Source organism: Chloroflexota bacterium (genome assembly GCA_020850535.1).
Classification (GTDB): domain Bacteria; phylum Chloroflexota; class UBA6077; order UBA6077; family JACCZL01; genus JADZEM01.
Genome location: JADZEM010000152.1, coordinates 24,887 through 51,554, shown reverse-complemented (window position 1 = coordinate 51,554; position 26,668 = coordinate 24,887). Strand labels below are relative to the sequence as shown.

The 26,668-nt window shown below is 69.8% G+C and carries 23 protein-coding genes; 14 read left to right on the top strand and 9 right to left on the bottom strand.

What is annotated here, in order from left to right:
• Positions 1-486: 486 nt before the first annotated feature.
• Positions 487-771 (bottom strand): hypothetical protein, encoded by a 285-nt coding sequence (locus tag IT306_22510; protein MCC7371206.1) that lies wholly within the window; start codon positions 769-771, stop codon positions 487-489.
• 307 nt (positions 772-1,078) lie between these two features.
• Between IT306_22510 and IT306_22505 the strand changes: the two genes are divergently transcribed.
• A complete protein-coding gene (locus tag IT306_22505) occupies positions 1,079-2,404 on the top strand; it encodes a nucleotide sugar dehydrogenase (protein MCC7371205.1) in 1,326 nt (441 codons plus the stop codon).
• 80 nt (positions 2,405-2,484) lie between these two features.
• Positions 2,485-3,519 (top strand): Gfo/Idh/MocA family oxidoreductase, encoded by a 1,035-nt coding sequence (locus IT306_22500; GenBank protein MCC7371204.1) that lies wholly within the window; start codon positions 2,485-2,487, stop codon positions 3,517-3,519.
• Here the strand turns inward: IT306_22500 and IT306_22495 are convergent.
• Positions 3,448-3,729, bottom strand: coding sequence for a collagen-like protein (locus IT306_22495; GenBank protein MCC7371203.1), 282 nt, complete (start codon positions 3,727-3,729; stop codon positions 3,448-3,450). The genes IT306_22500 and IT306_22495 overlap by 72 nt on opposite strands.
• 23 nt (positions 3,730-3,752) lie before the next feature.
• On the opposite strand from IT306_22495, the gene IT306_22490 reads away from it, so the two are divergent.
• The 10 genes from IT306_22490 to IT306_22445 all read left to right on the top strand — a co-directional run bounded on the left by IT306_22490 (position 3,753) and on the right by IT306_22445 (position 13,813).
• Positions 3,753-4,547 carry a sugar phosphate isomerase/epimerase gene (locus IT306_22490; GenBank protein MCC7371202.1) on the top strand — a complete coding sequence of 265 codons (795 nt, stop codon included), beginning with the start codon at positions 3,753-3,755 and terminating at the stop codon, positions 4,545-4,547.
• 80 nt (positions 4,548-4,627) lie between these two features.
• Entirely contained in the window at positions 4,628-5,131 is a 504-nt protein-coding gene (locus IT306_22485; GenBank protein ID MCC7371201.1) for a DUF3626 domain-containing protein, read from the top strand.
• 233 nt (positions 5,132-5,364) lie between these two features.
• Positions 5,365-6,309, top strand: coding sequence for a DUF2334 domain-containing protein (locus tag IT306_22480; protein MCC7371200.1), 945 nt, complete (start codon positions 5,365-5,367; stop codon positions 6,307-6,309).
• A 27-nt stretch (positions 6,310-6,336) separates the two neighbouring features.
• Positions 6,337-7,113 carry an acylneuraminate cytidylyltransferase family protein gene (locus IT306_22475; GenBank protein MCC7371199.1) on the top strand — a complete coding sequence of 259 codons (777 nt, stop codon included), beginning with the start codon at positions 6,337-6,339 and terminating at the stop codon, positions 7,111-7,113.
• Positions 7,104-8,165, top strand: coding sequence for an N-acetylneuraminate synthase family protein (locus tag IT306_22470; GenBank protein MCC7371198.1), 1,062 nt, complete (start codon positions 7,104-7,106; stop codon positions 8,163-8,165). Before IT306_22475 ends, IT306_22470 begins: the two co-directional genes overlap by 10 nt.
• A 6-nt stretch (positions 8,166-8,171) precedes the next feature.
• Positions 8,172-8,690, top strand: a complete 519-nt coding sequence (locus IT306_22465) for an HAD hydrolase family protein (protein ID MCC7371197.1) — start codon at positions 8,172-8,174, stop codon at positions 8,688-8,690.
• A 102-nt stretch (positions 8,691-8,792) separates the two neighbouring features.
• Positions 8,793-9,800 (top strand): GDP-mannose 4,6-dehydratase, encoded by a 1,008-nt coding sequence (locus IT306_22460; GenBank protein ID MCC7371196.1) that lies wholly within the window; start codon positions 8,793-8,795, stop codon positions 9,798-9,800.
• 109 nt (positions 9,801-9,909) lie between these two features.
• On the top strand, positions 9,910-11,289 hold the full coding sequence (locus IT306_22455; GenBank protein MCC7371195.1) for a hypothetical protein: 1,380 nt from the start codon (positions 9,910-9,912) through the stop codon (positions 11,287-11,289).
• Positions 11,286-12,158: an ABC transporter permease gene (locus IT306_22450; GenBank protein MCC7371194.1), complete on the top strand. Its 873-nt coding sequence runs from the start codon at positions 11,286-11,288 to the stop codon at positions 12,156-12,158. The genes IT306_22455 and IT306_22450 overlap by 4 nt, the downstream gene beginning before the upstream one ends.
• A gap of 419 nt (positions 12,159-12,577) precedes the next feature.
• Positions 12,578-13,813 carry an ABC transporter ATP-binding protein gene (locus IT306_22445; protein ID MCC7371193.1) on the top strand — a complete coding sequence of 412 codons (1,236 nt, stop codon included), beginning with the start codon at positions 12,578-12,580 and terminating at the stop codon, positions 13,811-13,813.
• Between the two features lie 42 nt (positions 13,814-13,855).
• On the opposite strand, the gene IT306_22440 is transcribed toward IT306_22445, so the two are convergent.
• The 7 genes from IT306_22440 to pdxA all read right to left on the bottom strand — a co-directional run bounded on the left by IT306_22440 (position 13,856) and on the right by pdxA (position 23,811).
• Entirely contained in the window at positions 13,856-14,638 is a 783-nt protein-coding gene (locus IT306_22440; GenBank protein ID MCC7371192.1) for a sulfite exporter TauE/SafE family protein, read from the bottom strand.
• A gap of 239 nt (positions 14,639-14,877) precedes the next feature.
• Positions 14,878-18,570, bottom strand: coding sequence for a chromosome segregation protein SMC (smc, locus tag IT306_22435; protein ID MCC7371191.1), 3,693 nt, complete (start codon positions 18,568-18,570; stop codon positions 14,878-14,880).
• Positions 18,570-19,394: a ribonuclease III gene (gene rnc, locus IT306_22430; GenBank protein MCC7371190.1), complete on the bottom strand. Its 825-nt coding sequence runs from the start codon at positions 19,392-19,394 to the stop codon at positions 18,570-18,572. The genes smc and rnc overlap by 1 nt, the downstream gene beginning before the upstream one ends.
• Positions 19,387-20,739, bottom strand: a complete 1,353-nt coding sequence (locus IT306_22425) for a TldD/PmbA family protein (protein MCC7371189.1) — start codon at positions 20,737-20,739, stop codon at positions 19,387-19,389. The genes rnc and IT306_22425 overlap by 8 nt, the downstream gene beginning before the upstream one ends.
• A gap of 1 nt (position 20,740) precedes the next feature.
• Positions 20,741-22,177 carry a TldD/PmbA family protein gene (locus IT306_22420; GenBank protein ID MCC7371188.1) on the bottom strand — a complete coding sequence of 479 codons (1,437 nt, stop codon included), beginning with the start codon at positions 22,175-22,177 and terminating at the stop codon, positions 20,741-20,743.
• A gap of 172 nt (positions 22,178-22,349) precedes the next feature.
• Complete coding sequence (locus tag IT306_22415; GenBank protein MCC7371187.1) at positions 22,350-22,625, bottom strand: hypothetical protein; 276 nt, start codon at positions 22,623-22,625, stop codon at positions 22,350-22,352.
• Between the two features lie 151 nt (positions 22,626-22,776).
• Positions 22,777-23,811 carry a 4-hydroxythreonine-4-phosphate dehydrogenase PdxA gene (gene pdxA, locus IT306_22410; GenBank protein MCC7371186.1) on the bottom strand — a complete coding sequence of 345 codons (1,035 nt, stop codon included), beginning with the start codon at positions 23,809-23,811 and terminating at the stop codon, positions 22,777-22,779.
• 133 nt (positions 23,812-23,944) lie between these two features.
• Here pdxA and IT306_22405 point away from each other — a divergent pair, with 133 nt between their 5' ends.
• Both IT306_22405 and IT306_22400 read left to right on the top strand, forming a co-directional pair.
• Complete coding sequence (locus IT306_22405) at positions 23,945-25,384, top strand: hypothetical protein (GenBank protein MCC7371185.1); 1,440 nt, start codon at positions 23,945-23,947, stop codon at positions 25,382-25,384.
• Complete coding sequence (locus IT306_22400; GenBank protein ID MCC7371184.1) at positions 25,381-26,298, top strand: hypothetical protein; 918 nt, start codon at positions 25,381-25,383, stop codon at positions 26,296-26,298. The genes IT306_22405 and IT306_22400 overlap by 4 nt, the downstream gene beginning before the upstream one ends.
• The last annotated feature ends 370 nt before the right edge of the window (positions 26,299-26,668 follow it).

Genomic DNA, 26,668 nt, shown 5'->3' with positions numbered 1-26,668 from the left:
CAGGGCGATTGCATGTTGATGTCGTCGTGCCGCCGCGTCGGGGCTTGAAAGCCCCGCCTACGATCCTGCAGTCGCTGCGCGACGCTCCAGTCGCACCAGTGCCTGCCGTTCCCGACGGCCGTCGCGCAGCGACGGCATGCGTGTAGGCGGGGACTTCAGTCCCCGACGAGGTCGCAGGACGTGCTCGTCATGCAATCGCCCTGGACCTCCATCCAGGGCGATTGCATGTTGATGTCGTCGTGCCGACCCGTCGGGGCTTGAAAGCCCCGCCTACGATCCTGCAGTCGCTGCGCGACGCTCCAGTCGCACCAGTGCCGGCCGTTCCCCACGGCCGTCGCGCAGCGACTGAATGACTGTAGGCGGGGCTTTCAAGCCCCGACCGCTCGTCTAGTCGCGCTTCGGGTACACGGACGAACATGCAATCGCCCTGGCCTACCCCCGAAACCTGAAACCCAGAACCCGACACCTCGTCCACGGCCCAGAACGCTACGGCGCCGGTGGGCCGCCGTCCGCGCCGCCCAGCGCGATCTGCTGCACCAGCCGCCGCGCCTCGGGGAGATAGCTCTCCAGCGTCACGCCGCCAGCCTCAGCCGCCCAGCCGCCGGCCGCCAGCTCGCGCTGCCGGAGCTGCTCCGCGACCGCCCGCACCGCCGGATGATCGTCGGTCAGCGGCTGACCGTCCACGATGGCCACGGCGGACCGGGGGCGCTCGGCGGGCGCGGGAGCGGAGCCGCCGCGCAGCCAGTTGGTAAGCTGTTCCAGGAGTGCCATCGCCGGATTTCGCTCCGCATGCTGAGATGTGGGGCCGTCGCGCCGTCAGTATACCGAACGGCGTCTATGATGTCCATAGCTGCAAGCCTATCCAGCGCGCGAGATCCCGTTCAGCGTGTCCGTCCGGACTGGCTGAGTCTGTCCTCCGCGTTTGCATCAACGCATCCTGGCTTGACGCCATCTCGCGGGCGGTGGCAGAATGCGGAGTCGTTTTTCCAGCAGCAGCCTGCTGGCCGCTCTCACTAACTCTCGCCCTCCTGGTCGCCGTCTGCGCGACGGTGGGCGCAGCCGGCTCGGAGGGTCTTCAATGGCGGTTCAACAGCACGCACCCGCGCAGGCGCTTGAGCGCAAGCTCCTTGAGCGGACCGCTCGCGTCGGGGTGCTCGGGCTGGGGTACGCCGGCCTTCCCATGGCCGTCGAGATCGCCCAGGCCGGCTTCGCGGTCACCGGGCTGGATGTCAACCCGGTCCGCGTCAACGCCGTCAACGGCGGCAGCAGCCCGGTCTCGGACGTCTCGGACGCCACGATCCAGGAGCTGCTGGGCGAAAAGCGGCTCCAGGCCTCAACCGATCTGACCAACCTGGCCGAGATCGACGTGGTGCTGATCGCGGTGCCGACGCCGCTCAAGGACGACCGTCAGCCAGACCTGCGCTACGTCCAGTCCGCCACCGCAGACATCGCCAGGCACCTCCACCCGGGCATGATGATCGTCCTCCAGAGCACCTGCTCGCCGGGCACCACCCGCGAGGTGATGCTGCCGAAGCTGGAGGCGACGGGCCTGGAGGTCGGCAAAGACTACTTCCTGGTCTTCGCGCCCGAGCGGATCGATCCTGGCAACGCCCGCTGGAACGTCCGCAACACGCCGAAGCTGGTGGGCGGCATCTCCCCGACCTGCACCGAGCTGGCCCAGATCCTCTACCGCTACTTCGTGGACCAGGTCGTGCCGGTCAGCTCGCCGGAGGTCGCCGAGACCTCGAAGCTGGTCGAGAACACGTTCCGCTTCATCAACATCAGCTTCGTCAACGAGATCGCCCAGTTGTGCGACAAGATCGGCATCAGCGTCTGGGAAGTGATCGAGGCGGCGAACAGCAAGCCGTTCGCCTTCATGCCGCACTACCCGGGCGCGGGCGTCGGCGGGCACTGCATCCCGATTGTGCCGTTCTACCTGGAGGCGATCGCCCAGCGGCACGGCGTGATGGCGGCGATGATCGAGGCGGCCGGCCGCATCAACGACCACATGCCGACCTTCGTCATCGACAAGACGGCGCGGCTGCTCAGGGAGCGCGGGAAGGTCAACGGCAAGGCGGCCAGGATCATGGTGCTCGGCGTCACCTACAAGAAGGACGTGGCCGACCTGCGCGAGTCCTCGGCGCTCGAAGTGCTGAAGCGGCTGGCGGCGGACAACTACACGGTCAGCTACCACGACCCGCTGATCCCAACCCTGAACCATGCCGGGATGTCGCTGGCGTCCACGCCGATCACCGCCGAGACGCTGGCGAACGTGGACGCGGTCATCGTCTGCGCGCCGCACACGGCGGTGGACTACGACCTGCTGGTGTCGAAGGCGGCGCTGGTACTCGACACGTCGAACGCGCTCAAGCGGTACCAGCAGGCGAACGTCGTCCCGCTGTAGGCGGCCCGGACCGGGAGCCGTGGCCGCCCTCACCCCCGATCCCTGAACGGGCCAGTGCACAGGGTCGTGCGGAGGGAGTCATGCTGCGAGTCGGGCTGGTCGGGTGCGGGTTCATGGGCCGGCAGCACGCCCTGGCCTACCGCGTGGTGGCGCGCCGGCTGGAGAGCGAGCATCCTGCCGCCATGCCGAAGCTGGTGGCCGTCTGCGACGCCGATCCGGGCCGGGCGGATGCCGTGGCCGCCGAGGTGGGCGCGGTCCCGTACACCGACCTCGGCGCGATGCTCACCAACGAGAAACTCGACCTCGTGGACGTGGTCACGCCCGACTTCGCGCACCGCGAGCCGGCCCTGACGGCGCTCGCGGCCGGTTGCCACGCCTTCGTCGAGAAGCCCATCGCCCAGACCACGGCCGACGCCTCGGCCATGATCGAGGCGGCCCGGCGGGCGAATCGCGCGCTGGCCGTCAACTTCAACCGCCGCTTCGCGCGGCCCTACGCCCTGGCACGGCAAGTGCAGCAGGACGGACGCCTCGGTCGTCTCTCCTACGCCATGCTGCGGGTCGCGCTCAAGGCTGGCCGTGCCGCCATCACGCCGTACGAGCTCGTCTACGACTCGCTGATCCACCTGCTGGATCTGGCGCGCTGGTACGGCGGCGAGGTGGCCGAGGTCTCGTGCACGCTCGACGGGCTGGCCGAGAGCGGCTACGGGCGCGCCTACCATGACGCGGCGATCTCGCTGCGGTTCGCCGACGGCGGCGTCGGGACGGTCGTCGGCTCGTGGCGCGGGAGCCGGCTGCACGGCATCGAGTACGCCGAGCTTCAGGGCGCCGGCGGGCGGGCGACGGTGGACAACGTCGTGTCACGATTCAGCTTCGCGCCGAACGACGACGGGCTGGCGTCGGTCTGGGAGCCGCGCCCATTCGGGGACGAGACCCGCCTGCTCCAGTTCTACCCGACGACCGTCGAAGAGCATCTGGCAGCGCTGCTGCCGGCCCTGGCCGAGGGGCGACCGGTCCCAGTCAGCGGCGAGGACGGACTGGCAGCGCTAAGACTGGTACGCGCTGCCGTCCAGTCGTTCGAGACGGGCCGGCCGGCGGCTCCGGCCGAGATCGTCTGATGCCGGGCCAGGACAACCTGCCGGGCCAGGACAACCTGCCGGGCCAGGACAACCTGCCGGGCCAGGACAACCTGCCGGGCCAGGACAACCTGCCGGGCCAGGACAACCTGCCGGGCCAGGACACCTCCAGCACGCCGCCAGCGCCAGCCCCGCAGCAGCCCCGTCTGCGCGTCGCCTGCCAGACCTACACCTGGCAGATGGTCGGCACACGCTGGCTCGGGCAGTTAGAACCCGTGCTGGATGCCATCGCGGCGGCCGGCTACGAGGGCGTCGAGATCACCTGGCAGATGCTCGGGCCGTGGCTGGATCGGCCGGACAAGGCCCGGCGTGCGTTCGACGCGCGCGGTCTGGCGCTCGCAGCCGTGGCGATGTCCCCAACCTCCGGCTGGACCGACGACAGCCTGATCCCCGAGGAAGAGGCGCTCGTCGGGCGGGTGCTGCGCTTCCTGGCGGCGTTCCCCTCGCCGCGCATCGGCTTCGGCGGCGGGCGGCTGATCGGCGGCCTGGCCTTCCCCGAGGATGTCGTGCCGCCGCCGAGCGCGGCCGACCCTGCCCGCTCGGCCGCGTTCGACCGCATGCTCGCGCGGTATCGCCTGACCGCCGAACGGGCGGCAAGCCGAGGCGTGTCAGCCCACATCCACCCGACCTCGACGGTGGACTCGCTGATCCGCGTCCAGGCCGACTACGACCGGCTCGCAGACGGGCTGGCGGACGCGCTCGCGGCCGGGCTGCTTCAGCTTGGCCCAGATACCGCCCACGTCGTGCGCGGAGATGAATCTCCCGCCCGCTACGTCGAGCGCTATGCCGCGCACATCGGCCACATCCACCTGAAGGACGCCGGCGCCCGGGGCGGCCCGTTCATGCCGCTCGGCGCCGGCGACGCGGAAATCTCCACCGTGGTCGAGAGGTTGCGCACGGCCGGGTACGGCGGCTGGGTGGTCGCGGAGGAGGAGTCTGAGAGCGCCGCCGACGATCCCGCAACCGCCGTGCGGGCCGCCCGCGCGTACCTGCGGAGCATCGGCGTGTAGCGCCTGTGCCGCTTCTCGCAGGAGGCGATACCCTTCTGGCTGGTCACGCAGATGTCGTCGAATGTGGAGCTCATTCAACCATGGGCGAAATCAGTCCCATTCAGCGTGCGCTCAATCATGTGACCACGCTCTCACACGGAGAACCGCTCGACCCTTCGCTACGCATCACCCTGCAGTTTCACCCGGATCGAAGGTCACGCGACGGGCGACCACTGCTGACCGCCCTGAGACAGGACGGGTGCTATCGATCCCAGTTCGAGACTGGCACGAGCAACGGGGGACTTACGGCCTATCCTGGGGGAGAGCGGTGGCGGTGGGAGAGCCGGATCTTCGCAGGGGCGTATGATCGCGCACCGGCCGCTCTTCGCCCGAAATACGGAGCGCTCAACGTTCGCCACAAGGCCATCGGCGGTGCTCCTCGGTACCGTGGTCACCACGTCGTAGAGCTGGGGCTTCGTCTAGCTCACGACGGTCACCTTGATGCACGGGTTATCGGCGACGCGGTCCGCCAGGGTGTCGACGACGAGCACATGCTCAAGCGTGTCTGGCACTACGTAGCACGTTTCGGCGAATCTGCTGACTAGTGGGTCAAGCTGCACTCGATTGAACCCATCACCTCCCGTTTCCCTCTCCCGCACGCCAGAGCGATCGCATGATGGGCACGTCGCGCAGCATCGTCGGGGGTTGATGACGTTTGACGAATTACTGCGGCAAACGCCCCCTCACCCCCCGACCTCCTCTCCCTGTGCGCGGGAGAGGGGGAGTCCACCTGCGACTCGTGTGTCTCCCCTCTCCCCTTGAGGGAGAGGGGCCGGGGGTGAGGGGTTCAAACGAACGCTCGTGCCGCCGGCACGACACTTCCGGTACAACCGACGCCGACCATCCAGCGCGCCTTGTCGGCGCACACGAAGCAGGGGGAAAAGCACTGAGGGCCGCCATCCGCGACGACGACACCTGCTTCTTCACCACGCCGGCCGCCCTGGAGCGCGTCTACGGCCGCTACTGGGACCGCATCCCGATCTCGTTGGCCGTCGTGCCCATCCATGCCAGCACGAGGTCGAAGGGGATCCCCCAGGAGCACTGGGAGGGCGGCGCCGAGTTCCCGCTAGCCGACAATCCCGCCCTGGTGCAGTTCCTGAAGGACGGCGCTGCCGCCGGCCGTCTCAACATCAACTTGCACGGCTACTCTCACAAGAACTACCCGACCGGCTGGGAGTTCGAGGTCGGACCGGACCTGGACGGACGGCTCCAGCGCGGTCGGACCTACCTGGAGTCACTGCTCGGCGTCACCATCCGGACGTTCGTGCCGCCGCACAACGCGCTGTCGAAGCGCGGCCTTCAGGCCATCGACCGGGCCGGCCTCAATGTCCTCGGCTCGTTCTACTCGTTCCGGCCAGACAAGAAGCCGCTCGACCGGCACGCGCTGGCGAACTACGCCCGCATCACCGCCCACCGCGTGCGGACCGGGCGCTCTCGGAAGCAACGGTTGATCTATCCGTGGCCCTTGCGTTACAACCGTCACGCCGAATTCGGTTGCCAGCCGCTCGTCCCGCGAACGACGCTCGACGAGTTGCTCTCTGCCTTCGAGGAGGCGCGGCGGTTCGGCGGTGACTTCTGCCTGGCGACCCATTACTGGGAGATCGACGATCGCCTGGCAGGCTTACTGGACGCCTTCATCGCGCACGCCGATCGTGCGGGCGTTGAGTGGGTGCCGGCCGACGCGCTCTTTGATGAGCCGTCGTCCGCTCGGGCGTCCAGGTGACCGGAGGCCGCGGATGAGGGGCCACGCATGAGTGCTGGCACGAACGGAACACACGGCGGAACCACCACCGGGGGGCGTCAGTTGACGGCGCTGGCGGTCATCCCGGCGCGCGGCGGCTCGAAGCAAGTCCCGCGCAAGAACCTCAAGCTGCTCGGCGGCAGGCCGCTGATCCAGTGGAGCATCGACGCGGCGAAGGCCGCCACCGAGCTTGACCGCTGCATCGTCTCGACCGACGACGAGGAGATCGCGGAGGTCGCCCGCTCGCTGGGGGCCGACGTGCCATTCTTGCGGCCGGCCGAGTACGCCCAGGACAACACGCCCGATCTGCCGGTCTTCCAGCACGCCGTGCGCTGGCTCGGCGAGCACGAGGGCTACCGCCCGGACATGATCGTCCATCTGCGCCCGACGCTCCCGTTCCGCGAGCCGCGCCAGATCGACGACGTCGTGCGGCTGCTGCGCGAGACCGGGGCCGACTGCGTGAAGTCGGTGTACCGCGAGCAGCACCACCCGCACAAGATGTGGAAGATGCACGACGGCCGCCTCGGGCCGTACGAGGACACGCCGCTCTGGCGACAGCTCGGGCCAGACTGCCCGCGCCAGATCCTGGAGCCGGCGTACTGGTCGGCCGGGCTGGTGGACGTGATGCGGACCGAGGTGGTGGAGCGCGGCTCGACCATCGGCGAGCACACCGTCCCATACCTCGTCAATCCCGAGCCGTGTGTCGACCTGGACACCGACCACGACTTCATCATCGCTGAGGCGGTCCTGGGGCTGCTGCGGCAGGAGGGAACGCTATGTCTCTGAGCACCATCGAGATCGCCGGGCGGCCCGTCGGCGAAGCGCAGCCGTGCTACATCATCGCCGAGGCCGGCGTGAACCACAACGGCGACCCGGCCCTGGCGAAGAAGCTGATCGACATCGCCGCCGACGCCGGCGCGGACGCCGTCAAGTTCCAGAAGCGGACCGTCTCGGACATCCTGATCGCGGCGGCGCTGGAGCGGCCATACACCGTCCCGACCTCCCTCGGCGCGACCTACGGCGAGCACCGCGAGAAGCTGGAGCTGTCGGCTGAGGTCTACGCCGACCTGATCGCCCATGCGAAGACGCGCGGCATCACCCTGCTGGCGAGCGCCTGGGATCCAAACAGCGTTGATTTCCTCGAAGCGCTGGGCATCCCGGCCTACAAGATCGCCTCGGCGGACTGCTCCAACCTGCCGCTGATCGAGTACGTGGCGAAGACGGGCAAGCCGGTCCTGCTCTCGACCGGTATGAGCGACCTGGCCGAGGTTGACGAGGCCGTGGCCACGGTCCGCCGCCACAACGATCAACTGGTGCTGTTCCAGTGCACCAGCACCTACCCCGCCGACAACGATCAGCTCAACCTGCGGGTGATCCTCACCTACAAGGCGCGGTACGGCTGCGTGGTGGGCTACTCCGGCCACGAGCGCGGGCTGGCCCCCACCGAGGCGGCCGTCGCCATCGGCGCGAACGTGGTCGAGCGGCACTTCACTATCGACCGCACGATGATCGGGCCGGACCACGCGGCCTCGCTGGAGCCGGACGGCCTCAAGCGGCTGGTCCGCAACATCCGGAACATCGAGAAGGCGCTCGGCTCGTCCGAGAAGAGGCTGCTCGACGCCGAGAAGCCGGTCCGCGACCGGCTCGCCAAGAGCGTCGTGGCGAAGCAGACGATCCCGGCCGGCACGATGATTACCGCCGACATGCTGACGGTCAAGGGGCCAGGCAGCGGCCTCCGCCCGAACACGTTGCCGTACCTGGTGGGCGTCGTGGCCGAGTCGGAGATCCCCGGCGACACGCTGGTCCCGAACGAGGCGATCAAGTGGCGGCGAGGGTAAGTGTCGATGTCGCCTGATGTGCGCGCACGCGCCCGCAAGATCAAACTCGTCGCCATGGATGTGGACGGCGTCCTCACCGACGCCGGCATGTACTACACCGAGAGCGGCGACGAGCTGAAGAAGTTCAACACTCGCGACGGCATGGGCGTGGCCCTGGTGCGGCAGGCCGGCCTCAAGACGGCGATCCTGACCCGCGAGAGCACCGAGATGGTCCGGCGGCGCGGCGCCAAGATGCGGATCGACCACGTGTTCATCGGCATCACCGACAAGCTCACCGTGATGAAGCAGCTGCTCGGCGAGCTGGGCCTGACGCTGGACGAGGTCGCCTACATCGGGGACGACGTCAACGACTACGAGCTGCTGGCCCACGTCGGGCTGGCAGCCGCCGTCAAGGACGCCAGCCGCCTGCCGAAGTCCGTCGCCCACGTCATCACCGAGGCGAAGGGCGGCGAGGGCGCGGTCCGCGAGCTGTGTGAGATCATTCTCGAAGCCCAGCAGGGGCTGACGGCGCTCGCCGACCACTGACAGGCGATGGTCTGCTGACGCGCCGCGCCGCTGCCCCGTACACTTTCCCCCAACACACTGCCGACGCGCCCCGCGCACGCCGACTGACACGAATGGACATGCATGCCTGATCGAACCTTCTGGACGGGCCGACGGGTGCTCGTCACCGGCCCGAATGGCTTTGTCGCGGCTCATCTGATCGAATCGCTCGTGGGGCACGGCGCGGAGGTGTACGGCTACGACCGCGCCCCGAACGGCTGCCTGGACCTGCACCCCGGCCTGCGCGAGAAGGTCAACCTGACCCTGGGCGACCTCACCGATCAGCCGAAGATCGAGGCGCTGCTCCAGAAGAACGGCATCCAGTCGCTGATCCACCTGGCGGCGCAGTCGAGCATCGCCATCTCGAAGGGCTCGCCGATCCCGGCGTTCGAGTCGAACGTGCGCGGGACGTGGTGCGTCCTCGACGCCGCCCGCAACTACGGCCACATCGACACCATCGCCGTGGCGTCCAGCCTGACGGCCTACGGCGACCAGGACCGGAGCCCGTTCGACGAGTCGTTCGCGCTGAACGGCAACGACCCCTATGCCGCGTCCAAGGCCTGCACGGACATCGTGGCCCGCTGCTACGCGGCGAGCTACGGTATGCCCATCGCCATCGCCCGGACGTCAAACATCTTCGGGCCGGCCGACGCTCATCTCGACCACATCATCCCTGGCACCCTGCTCTCGCTGCTGCGCGGCGAGCGGCCGGTGATCCGCAGCGACGGCTCCCCGAGCAAGGGCTACCTGCACGTCTCGGACATCGTGCAGGCGTACACGCTGCTGGCCGAGCGGGCAGCCGGCATGGACGTGCGCGGGCGGGCGTTCAACATCCACCCCGACCACCCGATCAGCGTGCTGGCGCTGGTGCGGCTGATGATTGAGGTGGCGGACCGCCCGGACCTGGAGCCGGTCATCACGCGGCAGGCCACGAACCACGAGCACGTCTGGCTGGCGAACGACCGTGCGAAGCGCATCCTCGGCTGGGAGCAGAAGGTCTCGCTCAAGGACGGCCTGCGCGACACGCTGAACTGGCTGCGCGACCACGCCGGCGCGCAGCTTGAAAAGGCAGCCCAGGTCTTTCATGGCTGATACGGGGAGTTCACTCCTCACCCCCCAGCCCCCTCGCCCTCAAGGGGCGAGGGGGGGCAATCCGAGGACCGTCTTTCTCTGCGTCCCCTCCGGGACGGCCGCCGCGAACATGCTGCGGACGGACGTCTTCCGGCTGCTGCGCGAGTCGCCGCTGCTCGGCAAGATCGTCATCCTCTCGCCACTGGTCCGCGAGGCCGCCTTCCGCGAGGAGCACGGCGGCCCGAAGGTCGCGTTCGCCGAATTGCAGCCGCATGAGCCGGGCTTTGTCGAGCGCCGCATCATCCGAATTCTCCAGGAGAAGTACGTCAAGACGATGCCCACGGAGAGCATGCGGATTCGGGTGGCTCGCGAGCGGCAGCTAGAGCTTGGCCGCGAGGTTCGCTACCTGGACCGTGGCGGGCTGGATGCGCCCAAGACGCGCGGTGTGCGGCTGGCCCTCGGCGCGATCGCGAAGCTGCCACTCTCGCTGCCGTTCCTGTTCAAGGTGCTGGACGTCGCCACGCTCGGCAAGAAGTACGACGCGCTGTTTCGGCGGGAGCGGCCGGCCCTGGTGCTGACCCCGACGACGGGCATCTACTTCGGCGAGGGTCCGCTGATGGGCCGGGCTGACGCGGAGGGCGTCCCGATCCTGGCGATTGACCTCTCCTGGGACCACTTCACCACCAAGACCGCCCCACTGCGCCGGGTGGCCGGCCTGACCGTCTGGAACGAGACGATGAAGCAGCAGGCAGTCACCATCCACAAGTACAAGCCAGGGCAGGTCTGCGTGGCGGGCGTCCCCCAGTTCGACATCTACGCTCGCCCGGACAGCTTCACGACCCGCGAGGCGTTCTGCCAGCGGATCGGGGCCGATCCTGGCAAGAAGCTGATCAGCCTGACGACGATCCCGCCGGTCCTGTACACCTACCACGACGTGGTGATCGACGAGATCGTGGCGGCGATGCGGAGCGGCCGGTTCGGCGGACCGACTCAGCTGCTGGTGCGCGTCCACCCCCGCGACGACATCGGCAAGTACGAGCGCTTCGTGGGCCAGCCGGATGTGATCGTGGAGAAGCCGTTCGAGCAGACCATCGTGGCCGAAGGCTCGAACGTGGACCCGAGCCGCGACAATCGGCTGCACCTGGCGAACACGCTCAAGCACAGCGACGCGATCGTCAACGTCGCCAGCACCATCGCCATCGAGGCGGCGGTGCTGGACACGCCGGTCGTGAACATCGCCTTCGACGGCCACGACGAGAAGCCGTTCCTGGACTCGGCGAAGCGGTTCTACCAGTACACCCACTACAAGCCGCTGGTGGAGATCGGAGCGGTGCGGGTAGCGCCCTCGCCGGCGGCCATGATCGACGAGATGGCAGCCTACCTGAACGATCCGACCCGTGACGCCGCCGGCCGCGCGCGCGCCGCGACGGACCTCTGCCATCGGGTAGACGGCCAGTCCGCCGAGCGCGTCGCCGCCTTCGTCCTGGACAGGCTGGCGAGCCTCCCGTGAGCGCACAGACGTTGCAGGCGATCCAGGCCGCCCACCCGAAGCGCATCATGGTGGTGGACAGCGAGGCCCGGTTCGCCCCGAGCGCGCTGCTCCAGCTCTGGGAGTACCGTGAGCTGGTCTTTGCCCTGACGCAGCGCGAGATCAAGGCCCGCTACCGGCAGTCCTTGCTGGGGATCGGCTGGGCCATCGTGCAGCCGCTGGCGTTCATGGTGGTCTTCAGCCTGGTGTTCGGGCGCTTCGCCCGGCTGCCGTCCGACGGCCTGCCCTACCCGATCTTCTCCTACACGGCGCTGGTGCCCTGGACGTTCCTGGCCAACGCCCTGACCACGGCGACCATCGGGCTGGTCAGCCAGCGGAGCGTGGTCACCAAGACGTACTTCCCGCGCGAGGTGATTGTGATCTCGCAGGTCGGGGCGCGGTTCGTGGACTTCCTGGCGGCGGCGCTGGTGCTGGCCGGCATGCTGGTCTGGTACGGCATCACGCCGACAGCATGGCTGCTCCTGGTGCCGGTCCTGGTGCTGGTCCAGGTGATGCTGATCCTGGGCCTGTCGCTGATCACGTCGGCGCTGCACGTGTCGTTTCGGGACATCGCGCCGGTCGTGACGCTGGGCCTGCAAGTCTGGCTCTACCTGACGCCCGTGTCGTACGCCCTCTCGCTGGTCCGCGACGCGATCCCCGCCGCCCTCTGGCCGATCTACATGCTGAACCCGATGGTCGGCATCATCGACGCCTTCCGCTCGGCGGTGGCCCACGGGCGCGCCCCGGACTGGAGCCTGCTGGGCGTGTCAACGGTGATGTCGATCATCATCCTGGTCGTGGCCTACCTGTACTTCAAGCGCGCCGAGCGCGCGTTCGCAGACATCATTTGAGCGTGTGGTCAGTGGCAGTTTCCGTACGACCCATGACCGGACCAGCGCGTCATCCTGAGCGCAGCGCGGCCACATCTGTCTGTCATCCTGAGCGCAGCACGGCCACACCCAAATGTCATCCTGAGCGCAGCACGGCCACACCTGTCTGTCATCCTGAGCGCAGCACGGCCACATCTGTCTGTCATCCTGAGCGCAGCACGGCCACACTCATCTGTCATCCTGAGCGTAGCGAAGGATCTCCCAAACTGACCGTCAAGGTTGGGAGATCCTTCGCTGCGCTCAGGATGACATCTGGTGCATCGTCGCGTACCGGGCCGCTGCCAACTTCCTCCCGCCTGCCGCTCGCCGATTCCTGCCTACCGCCTACTGTTCACCGCCTTCCGCCTCCTGTTCACCGCCTTCCGCCTCCTGGGTGACCCATGTTCGCCGTACGGTTTGAGAACGTCTCCAAAGTCTACAAGATCGGGCGGCAGCGCCAGTTCACCCAGTTGTTCGCAGCCTGGGCTGGCAAGGCTGTGGGCAAGGAGAGCGGCCGTCCGAAGCACTGGGCGCTCAACGATGTCTCCTTTGAGCTGCAGGAGGGCGACAGCCTCGGGATGCTCGGCTCCAACGGGGCCGGCAAGACGACCATCCTCAAGCTGCTCTCGCGCGTCACCTGGCCGACGGCCGGACGGGTGCTGGTGGCCGGCAAGGTCATCTCGCTGATCGAGCTTGGCGCTGGCTTCCACGCCGAACTGACCGGCCGCGAGAACATCTTCCTCCACGGCGCGATTCTCGGCCTCAGCTTCAAGGAGATCGCCAGCCGCCTGGACGAGATCGTCACGTTCACCGGCATCGAGAAGTTCGTGGACACGCCCGTCAAGTGGTACTCCTCGGGGATGTACGCACGGCTCGGCTTCGGCGTGGCAGCGCACAGCGACCCTGACGTGCTGCTGGTGGACGAGGTGCTGGCCGTCGGCGACACTGCCTTTCAGCGCAAGGCTATCGACGCTATGCGCGGCCTCGTCCAGAGCGGCAAGACGGTCATCCTGGTGTCGCACGATCTCGGCAACGTGCGGGGACTCTGCAAGCAGGTACTCTGGCTGGAGAAGGGCGAGGTCAAAGCACTCGGCCCGACCGACGAGATCGTGGCACAGTACCTCGACGACGTGAACGCGCGCGCCGCCGCCGAGCAGGGCGCCCGCGACCGCACCGAGACGCGCGGCGGCTCTGGCGACGCCCGCTTCACGACGGTCCAGTTGCTCGACCACTCCGGCCGCCAGACCGACGTCTTCCAGCCCGGCGAGCCGATCCGCATCCGCGCCGCCTACAAGACGTTTCGCCCCCTGGAGCGCCCGATCTTCCGCGTCCTGATCCGGGCCCCGCGCTTCGGCGTCAGCGTCTGCGCGGGCGACACCCACGCGTCAGATATCCCCGAAACGGTCGACGGCGAGGGCGTCCTCGAGGCCGTCTTCGACGGGCCGCCGATCCAGCCCGGCCTCTACTCCGTGGCGCTGGAGATCCGTGGGCCGGACGGCGTCGCGCTGTACGACTCGCTGGGGGTGGCCGCCGACTTCATGGTGCCGGTGACGGCCGGCAGCAACGGCTACGTCGTGGACCGCGACGACCTCGTGCGCGTGCCCGTGCGCTTCGAACACGTCTCCGGCCTGGGCTGAGCGGACGCGCGACGGCCCCTGCTCACGCCCCGCGTCGGGGTCTCACCCAATGAACAGGTCGGCGGCCGTCCGCGCGAGCAGCAGGAGCAGCATCCCGATCAGCAGCCAGCGCAACGGCCCCGACGGAATCCGCCGCGTCAGGCGGGCTCCAACCATCGTGCCCAGCGCGCTGCCCGTGACCACGATGGCCGCCTGGGTCCACGGCACCTGCCCCATCAGCGCCTTGCCGCTGGTCGAGGCGACCGCCGTAAAGATCGAGACCAGCATGCTGGTGCCGATGGCGCGGTGGATCGGCATCTTCAAGGCCGCTCGAAAGAGCGGGATCACCATGAAGGTGCCGCCCGCCCCGATGTTGCCAGCGATCACGCCCGTGAACATGCCGAACGCCGCCGCCTTCGTGTAGACGCGGGGCACGCGCCGCTGGACGCGCGCGGATGCGCCGCCGACCTTGACCAGCAAAAGGATCAGCGAGAGCGTGGCCGCCGCAAGGTAGATCAGCTTCACGGCGAAGGCGTCAACCCAGCCGGAGATCGCCGCGCCGATCAGCCCGCCGGCGACGCTGGCGATCCCGGCCGCCACGCCGATCCGGCCGTCCACCGCGCCGTACCGGCCGTGCACGAGATAGGCGAACACGCCGACGGCGAGGCCGTGCAGCGCCGCGATGCCCGTGGCAAGCTTGAACGGGATGCCGCCGACGAACGCCAGGGCCGGCACCAGCAGCAGTGCGCCGCCCATCCCGACGATCCCCGAGAGGAAGCCGCACGTCAGGCCAACGCCGAACAGCAGCACAATGTATCCCAGATCGATGCCTTGCAGCAGCTCCACAGCGCCAACTCCAGCGCGCGAACGAGCGACGATGCGGGTACACGCAAGAACCGGCGGAACCATAGCACGTCGGCCGGCCCCTCCTGGGGGCAGGGCCAGCAGCGCCCAGGGCGATTGCATGCTGGGTGCACCGTGCAGCGTCGTCGGGGCTTGAAACTCCCGACTGCGCGTCTCACGACAGTATGGGAACACCAACGAGCATGCAATCGGCCTGGCAGCGCCGTTCACGTGGCCCGCGCTCAGATGGCGGCGGTCGCAGGCTGGGCCGAGGATGCGCCATTCGTCTCGACGGCCGGCGTCTCCTGTGCGGGCAGCTTGAGCGACACCACCGTGCTCACGCCGACCGTGTCCATCGAGATCCCATACAGCGACTGGGCCGACTCCATCGTGGCGCGGTTGTGGGACACGACCACGAACTGGGTGCGGTCGCTCAGCTCGTTCAGGACGGCAGTGAACCGGCGCACGTTCGACTCGTCCAGGGCGGCGTCAACCTCGTCCAGCACGCAGAACGGGGCCGGGTTCGCCTTCAGCAAGGCGAAGATCAAGGCCACCATCGTCAGCGCCCGCTCGCCCCCGGACAGGCTCACCAGCGGCTGGAGCCGCTTGCCGGGCGGGCGCGCCACGATGTCCACGCCGCTTTCCAGCACCTCGTCCGGTTTGCTCAGCACCAGCTCGGCGTGCCCGCCCGCGAACAGCCGTGCGAAGTACTCCCCGAACGCCACGTTGACCCGCGCGAACGCCGTGTCGAAGGCGTCCTTCATCAGCCCGGTCAGCTCTTCCATGACGCCCTGCAGCTCCGTGCCGGCCTGCTCCAGGTCAGCCGTCTGGGTCACCAGGAACGCGTGTCGTTCGCTCAACTCGCGGAACTCGAGCAGCGTGGCCTCGCCGACGTCGCCGATGGAGCGCAGCTCGCGGCGCAAGGTCGTCATCCGGCGGCGGGCAGCATCCGGGTCGAACGGCGGACCGGCCTCCTCGGGCTCCTCCTCGCGCTCACCTGTCGGTTCGTCGCCCAGGTCGAGCCGCAGCTGGATCGTGTCGTCCAGGCCGGCCAGGTCGTCCACGTACTCCTGGGCTTCACGGCGGACCCGCTCCAGGCGGTCGCCGGCGCGGCTCTCCGCGATGGCCGCCGCTTCCAGGACTGTCCGCCCAGACCGGGCCACGGCCCGTAGCTCGCCGGCCCGCTGCTCGATGGCGGCGCGCTTCGCGCGGGCCTGCTGGCGGGCCTCGCGGGCAGCGGTCAGGGCGTCGAGCAGCGGCTGCACGGCCACCTCGGCAGCCTTGAGCGCCTGACGGAGCGTTCCGGCCCCCGCCCGCAGCTCCTGCCGACGCTGCCGCTCGCCGTCCACCCGCCGCTCGCTCTCAGCGGCCGCGCGGGCAGCGTTGGCGAGGTCGGCGTCGAGGCGATTGAGCAACTGATCCACGCCCTGGGCTTCGGCGCGGCAGCGCGCGAGATCGGCCTGGCGGCCGGCCCGCTCGGAGCGGCGCTCGGCCAGCCGGGCCGCCAGCGCGCCCTGTTCCCGTTCGGCCCGTTCCAGCGCTTCGACGCCCTCCAGCCGCTTCCGCTCGGCCTCGGTGCGGCGCGCCCCGGAGCCGTCGCGCTGCTGCCGGGCACGCCCGAGATCGGCCTCGATCGCCGGGCCGGCCGCCGTGGCCTCGCGTAGCTCACGCTCCAGTCGCGAGGCCTGCGCCGCCGCGTTGCCGGCATCCAGCGCGGCCTTGCGGTCGGCGGTCTCGGCGGCGGTCAGCGCATCGCGGACGGCCCGTTCCTCGCCGGCCAGCCCGGCCTGCTGGCGATCCGTCTCAGCCAGCCGCCGCTCGACGTCCGCCAGCGCCGCCCCGACCGCCTCCAGCTCTCCCTGGACGCGCTGCAGCTCGGAGCGTCGCCGCACCAGCCGCTCGGCCTGCCGGTCCCGCCCGACCCACCATTCGCCGGTCGCCCGAACCAGGACGCCGTCTTGCGCGGCCACCTGCCAGCCCGGCGGCACATCCGCCGAGGCCGCCAGCCGCCGCGCCGCCCTGGCGGCCTGCCCGGCGTTCGCCACGACCACGGTGCTGCCGAGCACCCGCCGCGCCACCGCCCCAAGCTCAGGCCCGATCTCGACGAGATCGTCGGCCCAGCCGGCGATGTCCAGATCGTCCAGGCCAGCCAGCGACGCCTCGACAGCCGCCCGCAGCCGGTCCAGGCTCGCGCCGCCCGCTGCATCGTCGGCGCTGACCAGCCCGACCCGCTCGTTGGCCCGCTCGTGGAGCAGTTGCAGCGCCGTCGGCAGCTCTCCGCTCTCCCCGAGCACGACCACCTGCGCCCGCTCACCCAGCGCCGCCTCGACGGCCGCCCGATGCTGTTCGAGCACGGACAGCTCGCCAGCCAGCAGCCCGCGCACGCTCGTGAGACGTCCACGCAGGGTCGCCGCAGCGCCGCCCTTCAGCCCGCTACCGCTCTCCTCCGCCGCCTGCCGCGCGATCTCCAGCCGCTGACGGTCGCCGGCCAGGCGGTGCTGCTCGGCCCGCAGACGGTCGAGCTGCTGGCGGATCTCCTCGCGCCGCCCCGTGAGCGCTTCGCGGCGACGGCGAGCGTCCAGCAGCGCGGCGGCGGCGCTCTCGGCGGCGGCGGCGCGTGTGGCGGCCTCACCCCTTACCCGTTCCAGGTCACGGGTCAGCCGTTCCACGTCCTCGCCCTGGCGGGACAGTCGCCGCTCCAGCCGCTCGACCCGCCCTGTAGCCTCGTCCAGCGAGCCGGCCGCGCCCCGCAGCTCGCCGTCCAACGCGCCCAGCCGCCGCCGTGCCCCCGCCACCTCGGCGTCGGCGCGGCGGGCGGCCTCGTCGTCGGCACGGTCAGCCTCCGCACCGGCCTGCACCGCCCGCTCGGCCTCGGCCAGGGCGGCGCGGGCGGCCGTCTGCTGGGCCAGCAGGGTCGTGCGCTCGGTGCTGAGGGCAGCCTCACGCTCGCGCTGCCGCTCCCACTCGGCCAGCAGGCGAGATTCGGCGTCGTCGGCCCCGGCCAGCCGCTCCTCGGCGCGGGCCAGCTCCCGCCCGACGCGCGCCACCTCCTCACGAGCCGCCGCGAGCTTCGGCTCCAGATCGGAGACCGTTGTCTCGGCCTCGGTGGCGGCGTGTTCGGCATCGCGGGCCAGCCGTTCGAGGTCGGCAACCTCGGCCTCCTGGCGCTCGGCCTGTTGGCGGGCGGCGGCGGCGTCTGTGCGGGCCCTGGTCAGCTCGGCGCGGGCGCCGGCCAGCGCGTGGCGCAGCCAGCGACCGGCCAGCCGCGCCAGCTCTTCGCGGAGGACTTTCGCCCGCTCGGCGCGCTCGGCCTGGGCGCGCAGGCGGATGACGTGCGGCTCCAGCTCGGCGATGACCGCTCGGCAGCGCAGCAGGTTCTCCTCGGTCGCGGCCAGCCGGGTGCGCGTCTCGTGCAGCCGCGCCTGATGACGGCGGATGTCGGCGGCGTTGTCGATCACCACCCGCCGTTCCTCGGGCCGCTGCAAGATCAACTGATCGACGCTGCCCTGGCCCACCACGACGTACGCCTCGGCGTCGAGCGCGGCGTGCATCAGCCACTGGTGGATGTCGCGCAGGCGGACCTTCGAGCCGTTGACGAGGTACTCGGCCTCGCCGGAGCGGTACAGGCGGCGGGTGATCTTCACTTCCGAGTAGTCGAGCGGGATGCGCCCCTCGGAGTTATCGAGCGTCAGCGAGACTTCGGCCAGCCCGAGCGGCTGCCGCCCCTGCGACCCGACGAAGATGACGTCCTCGCCGCGCCGGCCACGGATCGCACGCGGACTCTGCTCCCCGAGCGCCCAGCGCACGGCATCCGCGACGTTGCTCTTGCCGGAGCCGTTCGGCCCGACCACCACCGAGATGCCCGGCTCGAACAGGAACGTCGTCCGGTTCGCGAAGCTCTTGAAGCCGACGAGGTCAAGCCGTTTGAGGTGCATCAGGGAGCAGGGAGGTCGATGGGCTGGGGGGTGAGGGCCTCCCCCGATCCCGGCGTGAGGGCCAGCTCGGCCGCCTCGGCCCCGTCCTCGGCCGGCGGCTCGACGGGCATCGCTTCGATGGTCGCCAGGGCCTCGGCGGCAGCGATTTGCTGCGCCGACTGCTTGCTGCGCCCGACCGCTTCCGCCGAGACGCCGCCACCGGCAATCACCCGGACCGTGAAGATCGGGCTGTGGCCCGCGCCCGACACATCCAGCACCTCGTAGGTCGGCGTGACGCTGAAGCGAGCCTGGCTGACCTGCTGGAGGCGCGACTTGGCGTCCACCACCTGCCGCTCGCCCACCGTCACCAGCTCAGGCTGTACGAAGCGCTGCACCAGTTGTCTGGCCGCGCGGAAGCCCCGGTCGATGAAGACGGCCCCCAGCACCGCCTCGAACGCGCTGCTCAGGAGGGCGTCGCGGTTGCGGCCACCCGCCCGGCTCTCTCCGCGCCCGACCAGCACGAACGCCCCCAGGTCAAGCTCGCGCGCCCAGCCCGCCAGCGACGACGCCCGCACCAGCGCCGAGCGCAGCAGCGTCAACTGGCCCTCGTCGCGGTCCGGATAGGCCCGGAACAACTGCTCCGAGACGAGCATCCCCAGGACCGAATCCCCCAGGAACTCCAGCCGCTCGTTCGAGAGCAGGCCGCTCTCACCCAGGTCATTGGTCAGCGACTTGTGCACCAGGGCGTGCCGCAGCAGGGCCGGGTTCTTGAGCCGGACGCCAAGCCGGCGCTGTAGCTCCTCCAGGTCTGGCTCTGGCGGGAGGATGTGATCCTGCTCAGACATCACTCACCCCCGTGAACCGGAAGTGCGACAGCCGCATGGCCGGTGCCAGGACGGCCCCGCCCCACCCTTCGAGCAGTTTGCGCTCAGCCCCCAGCGCATCCAGGCCGCTCCAGGCGTCGAGCACGCCCTGGGTGAAGCGGAGGTTCCTGACAGGACGGGTGACCTCACCATGCTCGATCAGGAAGGTGCCGTCCTTGGTCAGGCCGGTCAGCACCGCCTGGTCGGACTTGACGACGTTCACGTAGTTGAAGCGCGTCACCCAGAGGCCGCGCTCGATGCCCTTCGCGAGATCGGCCCTGGGAGTGTCGCCGGCCGCCATCATCAGGTGCGAGGCGAACGGGCCGAACGTGTTCGGGGCCGGCAGGGCATGTCCCGTCGAGGCGCGGCCGGCACGCGTCGCCGTCCGGCTGTCGTAGACGACTCCGGCGCCAACACCGTTCGCGATCAGGTCGACATGCTCGGATGGCACGCCCTCGTAGTCGAAGCTCGACGGCAGCCCGTCCGACGAACGCGGATCGTCCACCACCGAGATGCGCGGATCGACGATCCGCTGCCCGAGCTTGCCGCGCAGGAAGCTGGTCCCCTCCAGCAGCGACAGCCCGCCGAACCCCATGTACGCGAGGTACATCAGCATCTCGCCGATGGCGTACTCCTCCAACACCACGGGGTACTCACCCGGCTCGACGCGGATCGCCCCTCGGCCGCGGACGGCCTTGTCCACCGCCTCACGGCCCAGCGCTTCGGCATCGACGCTGCCCACAGCGAGCGCCGTCTGCTCGGCGTACCCGCTGCCCTCGTCGTCCAGCACCACCGTCAACAGGCTGGCCCGCGAGCGCTGCTCGTACAGGCGCACCCCCCGCGAGCTGGCGATCCCGAGCTCGGTCGTCTCGGTGGCGCAGGCCCCGGACGCCTGCAGGCTGGCCTCGTTGGCGAGCCGGCAGACCACGCCAACCATCCGCGCCCGCTGCTCGGGGGTGCAGTCCGCCGTGGCCTGGTTGAAGCTCGCGACCGGCTGGACCGGCAACGGCGACGGCAGATCGGGCAGCGCCGGGTCTTCCGGCTGGCGCTGTGCCGCCTCGATGGCCCGCTCGGCCACCCGCACGAGGCCGGCGTCAGAGAGGTCGTTGGTGGTCGCCACGCCCGAACGTTTGCCGACGAGCGCCCGCACCCGCACCTCGGCGTTGCGCTCGGCCACGTTCTGGTGGATGCCGGAGTTGGCGAAACGGGTCAGCGCCGAGTCCGTCCCGAGCACTACGACCTCGGTCTGATCGGCGCTGGAGGCCGCCAGCACCCGGTCCGCGACGCGCTCGAAGGCAGTCTGCCCGAGCAGTTCACTCATCGCCATGCTACCGCATCACGCCGATCTGGACGTTCCGCACCCGGATCGGCGCGGCGCCGTGCCCGACGTGCATCGACTGCGACGGCTGCCCCTTGCCGCAGTTCGGCGTGCCCCAGACCGTCCACTCCCGCCCGACAGCGTCGCAGGCGCCCCAGAAGCGCGGGGTGATCCCGGTGTAGGTCGCGTTCTTCAGCATCGCCCCGAGCTTGCCGTTGCGGATCTCCCAGCCGATCTCCGTCCCAAACTGGAAGTTGAGGCGCACGTCGTCGATACTCCAGCTGCGGTTGGTCTGGAGGAAGACGCCACGCTCGGTGTCGGCGATCATCTCCTCCAACGACCAGTCGCCCGGCTCCAGGTTGATGTTCGTCATCCGGATCAGCGGGATGCGGCTCCAGCCATCGGCGCGCATCGTCCCGTTGCTGGACTCGCCCAGCCGCGCGGCGGTCTCGCGCGAGGTCAGGTAGTTCTTGAAGATGCCTCGATCCACGATGACCGTCCGCTGGGCCGGCACGCCCTCGTCGTCAAAGCCGAAGGTGCCCAGTGCGCCGGGGATCGTGGCGTCCGCGGCTATCGTGACATGGTCCGAGCCGTAGCGGTACGCGCCGCGCTTGTCGAGGGTCAGAAAACTGGTCCCAGCGTAGCTGGCCTCGGCGCCGTAGACGCGGTCCAGCTCGATCGGGTGCCCGCACGACTCGTGGACTTGCAACGCGGCCTGGCTCGAATCGAGGATGACCGTCGTCACCTCGTCGGGGCAGGGTTTCGCGGTCAGAAGCTGGGCGGCCTGCTCGGCGGTCTGGGCGGCGTGCGCGGCAAGGTTCATGGACAGGAAGTACTCGTAGCCGGCCGTCGAGTGCTGGCGTCCGAAGCTGTTCGGGTAGCTGCGGTGTTGGGCATCGGCGTCGCCGACGGCCAGCGCATCGATGCCGGCCCCGGTCTCGACCAGCGTCTGCTGCACGAAGCTGCCCTCGGTGGAGGCGAACGTCTTCGTGATCCGCTGGCACTCGAACGAGCCTTTGGCGACGGCGATGCCTTTGACGGACCGCATCTCGGCGTCGGCGGCCAACAGTTGCGCGAGCTTGTCGTCCACGGAGACGGTGAACGGATCGATCTTGACCGGTGTGGCGTAGCTGGCAACGGCGCGGATCGGCTCGCCAAGATCGACATGCTCGCTCCGCACCAGTGCGCTGGCCCGCGCGATCTCGACGGCCTGCCGCGCGATGCGCTCCAGCTCGCGCCCCTCGACCCGCGACGAGCTGGCGAAGCCCCAGGCGCCATCGACCAGCACCCGCACGCCGAACCCGTGGCTCTCGTCCTCGACGAGGCCATCCGGGCGGCCGTTCTTGACCGAGATGACCTGCCGCTCCAGCCGCTCGATGCGAACATCGGCATAGGCGGCTCCCGCGGCGACGGCAGCATCCAACGCGCGGTCTGTCAGGTCACGCATGCGGGCTTACCAGAAGGGGCCGTACGAGTGTTTCCATCTGTTGGAGTGTAAACGATGCCCGGGCCCAGCGGACTCACAAGCGCGTGACGGGCCGGCGGCAAGGGAGTTCTCACGACCGCGAAAAGCCCCCGCCCGAGCGTGTCGGGTGGGGGCCAGCGGCGTGCGAGAGTCGCTAGTTGGACGCAGCCGGGCTGGGCGACGGCTTGGCGGCCGGGCTGCCGGACGGCGCGGCAGCGGGGCTCGCGGCCGGGCTGGCAGCAGGGGAGGCCGCGGGCGACGCGGTGGGCGGGGTCGTCGGCTTCAGTGCCGGCGTGGGGAGCGGGGTGTTCGCGGGCGGGCTCGCGGTCTGGCAGGCGCTCAGGACCAGCAGGCCGGCGGCCGTCAGCCCGAGCAGACCACGGCGGCTGAAGAAGGCGCCACGAGACACAACCGATCGGACCTCAGACATCGACATGAAGCTCAATTCCTCCAACGCCCCACACTCCTGCCTCGCCGCGAAGCCACCGGGCACGACGAGGTCAGGCGCTATCGTTAAGGGGCGACGGCAAATTCTATAAGATTATTCGGCCAGATTGGCGGCGCTGCCCGCGGCAGTCCACTCAGCGGGCGCGAGCAGCCCGCCGCGCACGCCCCATGCCGGCCGCCAGGTCGAGCGCCACTTCCATGTTGACAGGCTGCGCCTTGCCCGTCCCGGCGATGTCGAACGCCGTGCCGTGATCGACCGACGTGCGGATGATCGGCAGGCCGAGCGTGATGTTCACGCAGTCGTCGAAGCCGGCCAGCTTGGCGGGGATGTGCCCCTGGTCGTGGTACATCGCCACCACCGCGTCGAACTCCCCCTTGAGCGCCCGCAGGAAGACCGTGTCGCCGGGGATCGGGCCGTAGGCGTCGATGCCCTCGGCCTGAAGCCGGGCAGCCGCCGGCCGGATCTCGCGCTCGTCCTCAGGACCGAAGAGGCCGTTCTCACCGGCGTGCGGGTTGATGCCCGCCAGCGCGATCTTCGGCGGCCGGCTGACCAGCGGCCCGACGGCCTCAGCAGTCAGGCGCGCCACCCGCACCACCCGATCCGTGGTCAGCGTCTGGACGGCCTCCATCATCGAGCAGTGGGTGGAGACGTGCGAGATCCGCAGGCGCGGCGAGGCCAGCAGCATCGTCACGTCGTCGTCGCCGATGTCGCAGAGGGCGGCCAGCGCCTCAGTGTGGCCCGGGTACATGTGCCCGCCGAGGTGCAGCGCTTCCTTGTTGAGCGGCGCGGTCACGATGGCGTCGATGGTGTTCGCCAGGGCCAGGGTCACGGCCGTGTCGATGTACTCGAAGGCGGCGTTGCCGTTGACGGCATCGACCTTGCCGCGCGTCAGACTCTCGAACGGCCGGTTCTTGAAGTCGAGCACCCAGATGGCGCCGTCATCCAGCGTGGCCGTGCCGATCTCGCTGGCGTCGCCGAGCGCCCGCACCGGCAGCGGACTCCCGACGATCCGCGCCGCGTCCTCCATGACGCTGGCGTCGCCGAGCACCACCATGCGCGCATTCGCCCGCAGTTCTGGCTTCATCAGCGCCATCGCGATGATCTCCGGCCCTACGCCGGCCGCATCGCCCATCGTGATCCCGAGTACTGGCCGTTCGTCCACGCTCATGCCGCCTCCCGCCACAAGGATATCTGAGGCCGTGTCCCTCTGGACGAACGACGCGCGCGGCAACCGGCTGGAGGCTCATCCGTTCTGTCGTGTGCATGGGACTGCGTGAACGGACGGTCAGGATGCACCGCGCATGAGGCGGGCGGTCAGCGCACGCTGGCGACGGACCACGCTGCCACGGGCCGCCGCCAGACTCTTCCTTCAGACGCTACTGGTGGCGGCCCTGCTCTGGCCGGCCATCCTCGGCCCGGGCAGCGCCCGCGCCGACGACGAGCACCAGGGGCTGCAAGCCGGCTGGGCCGTGGACGACCAGGGCAACGTCAACTTCACCTCGTCGTTCTCGCTCCAGAACCGGTACATGCACGAGGCCGAGGCGAGCTGGATTCGGCTCAACTTTCGCCTGGGGGCCTGCTTCACGGACTGGATCACCCCCGGCTGCAACGGTCGGACCGCCCTCCAGACCTACGACGAGGTGGTGAGCATCGCCCACGACCACGGGTTCCAGGTGCTCGGGCTGATCGGCCACGAGGCCTGGCGCGGCGAGCAGGCTGAGTGGACGGCGAACAACGCCGAGCATGCCGGCGGCAACGGCGACAACCCGTACCTTCGACGCTTCGCCGACGACGCGGCCACCGTCCTGGCAGCCCACTTCGACGACCGCATCCGCGCCTGGGAGGTCTGGAACGAGCCGAACGCCTGGACCGAGCAGGACGAGCGCGGCCGGCCCCGTGGCGGCAGCTTCATCTTCCCCTCGAACTTCGCGTGGGCGCTGACCCACGCCCACGCCGCCATCAAGGCCGTTCAGCCAGACGCCATCATCATCTCGGGCGGCCTCTTCGGGCACGATCTCGGCGATGCGGCGCTGCTGTTCGCGCGGACCGCCTGTCCGACCGGCGTCAACAGCGGCGCGGACTACCTCTGCGCCACCTACGAGATGGGCCTCCAGCACGCGGGCTGGCAGCCCGGCCGCTTCCCGTTCGACCACGTCGGGCAGCACCTCTACATCGACGGCGGCAGCCTGACCAGCGAAGAGAAGCTGCGGTTCTACCTGGACGACGTGCGCGACGCCTACCTGCAGTACGAGGGCGCGGAGACGACGAAGACGACCCACATCACCGAGTTCGGCTGGTCCACCAAAGACCTCTCGCAGGAGCTTCAGGCGGAGAACCTGGTGCTGGCGTTCGACACGTTCCGGCAGGTCGAGTACGTCGCGCGGGCCTACTGGTTCCACGCACAGGACGTCCCCGAGGCCGGGCTGTTCTACGGGCTGGCCGACTCAGCCGGGAAGCAGAAGCGCGCATTCGCGGCGTACCAGACGGCGACGGACTACCAGGCAGCGGTCGCGCGGGAGCAGGGCGGGGCGGTGGCCATCGGCGAGCAGCCGGCGGGCCAACTCACCGCCAACGCGCGGGCAGCGGGGCCAGCCGCGCCCCGCGTCTACGCTGCTGAGCCACCTCGGCCGGCCGCCAGCCCGACACCGAACCCAACCGCGCAGCCGACGCCTGCCGCAGTCACCACCGACGCGATCGTGCTTGACGCCGACGCGGACCCCACCAGCGGAGGACGACCATGATCCGGCCCCCTGCGCGCCTGCTGTCCATCCTGGCCCTCGTGGTGGGCCTGACCGGCCTCCCCGTCCCTGGCGCCACGGCTGAGGCGTTCCAGTCGCCCACGACGGCGGCGGGTACGGATGGTCCGGCCCGCTGCCACCTGATCGGTCGGGCCACGAAGCCGGCCGAGCGGCTCAGCTCGACGCAGTTCGCCGTGACGCTGGCCGTCGAGCGCGATCTGCGCCTGCCGCCGGGAACCGACCCGTCCGCCGCCCAGAGCGACGCCACGATCCTGGTCAACAGCACCTACGGGGCGACCTTCTACCGGCCCTTTGACGTGAAGACGGGGACGCCGCTGGAGGTGGCCGGCTACGTGCGGGCGGGCGGCCAGTGCGTGGTGGACACGCTGAACGTCGGGACGCTGGCCCCTGGCTACGAGGGGTACATCCGCCCGCCGGCGGTCTGCCCGACGGCCGGCGATGAGACGATCTCCGTCTACGAGCAGGCCAGCGTGCCGCTCGGGTGCGGGGTCGCCCCGATGTTCACGGCCCCGACGGCGGTCCAGCGCTTTGAGCACGGGCTGATGCTCCACCTGAAGGGGATCTACGTGTTGCAGTACGGTCCGGCCGCGCTGAACGGCACGCCGCTCGACGGCGGCCCCTGGGCCGGCGCGCGCGACGCCTGGCGCGAGCCGGAGCCGCCGAGCGGAGGCCTTCAGCCGCCGGCCGGCCTGTTCGAGCCGTTGCGCGGCTTCGGCAAGGCCTGGCGAGAGCAGGCCGGCGGCCCCGAGGGCGGGCTGGGCTGGGCTGTTGAGGAGGAGGCCACCGCCGACGCTAGCTGGCAGCTCTTCGAGAAGGGGATCGTCATCGTCACCCGGGCCGGCGAGGGGTTGATACTCTACCACGAGGGCCGCGTCTGGGAGCTGAAAGCCCGGTAAGTTCATCCCCCGTCCCTGCCCGCCGTACCGGCCAGGGCGATTGCACGTTGGGCGCATCGTGCAGCTTCGTCGGGGCTTGAAAGCCCCGCCTACCATCCTGCAGTCGCTTCGCGACGCAACGGTCTCACCAGTCCCTGCCGTTCCCGACGGCCGTCGCGCAGCGACTGAATGCGTGTAGGCGGGGACTTCAGTCCCCGACCGCCCGTTCCATGATGCTTCGGGGACACCAATGAACATGCAATCACCCTGAGCGAGGGGGCAGGGCAATCGTGTGTTGCGCACATCGTGCAGCTTCGTCGGGGCTTGAAAGCCCCGCCTACCATCCTGCAGTCGCTTCGCGACACAACGGTCTCACCAGTCCCTGCCGTTC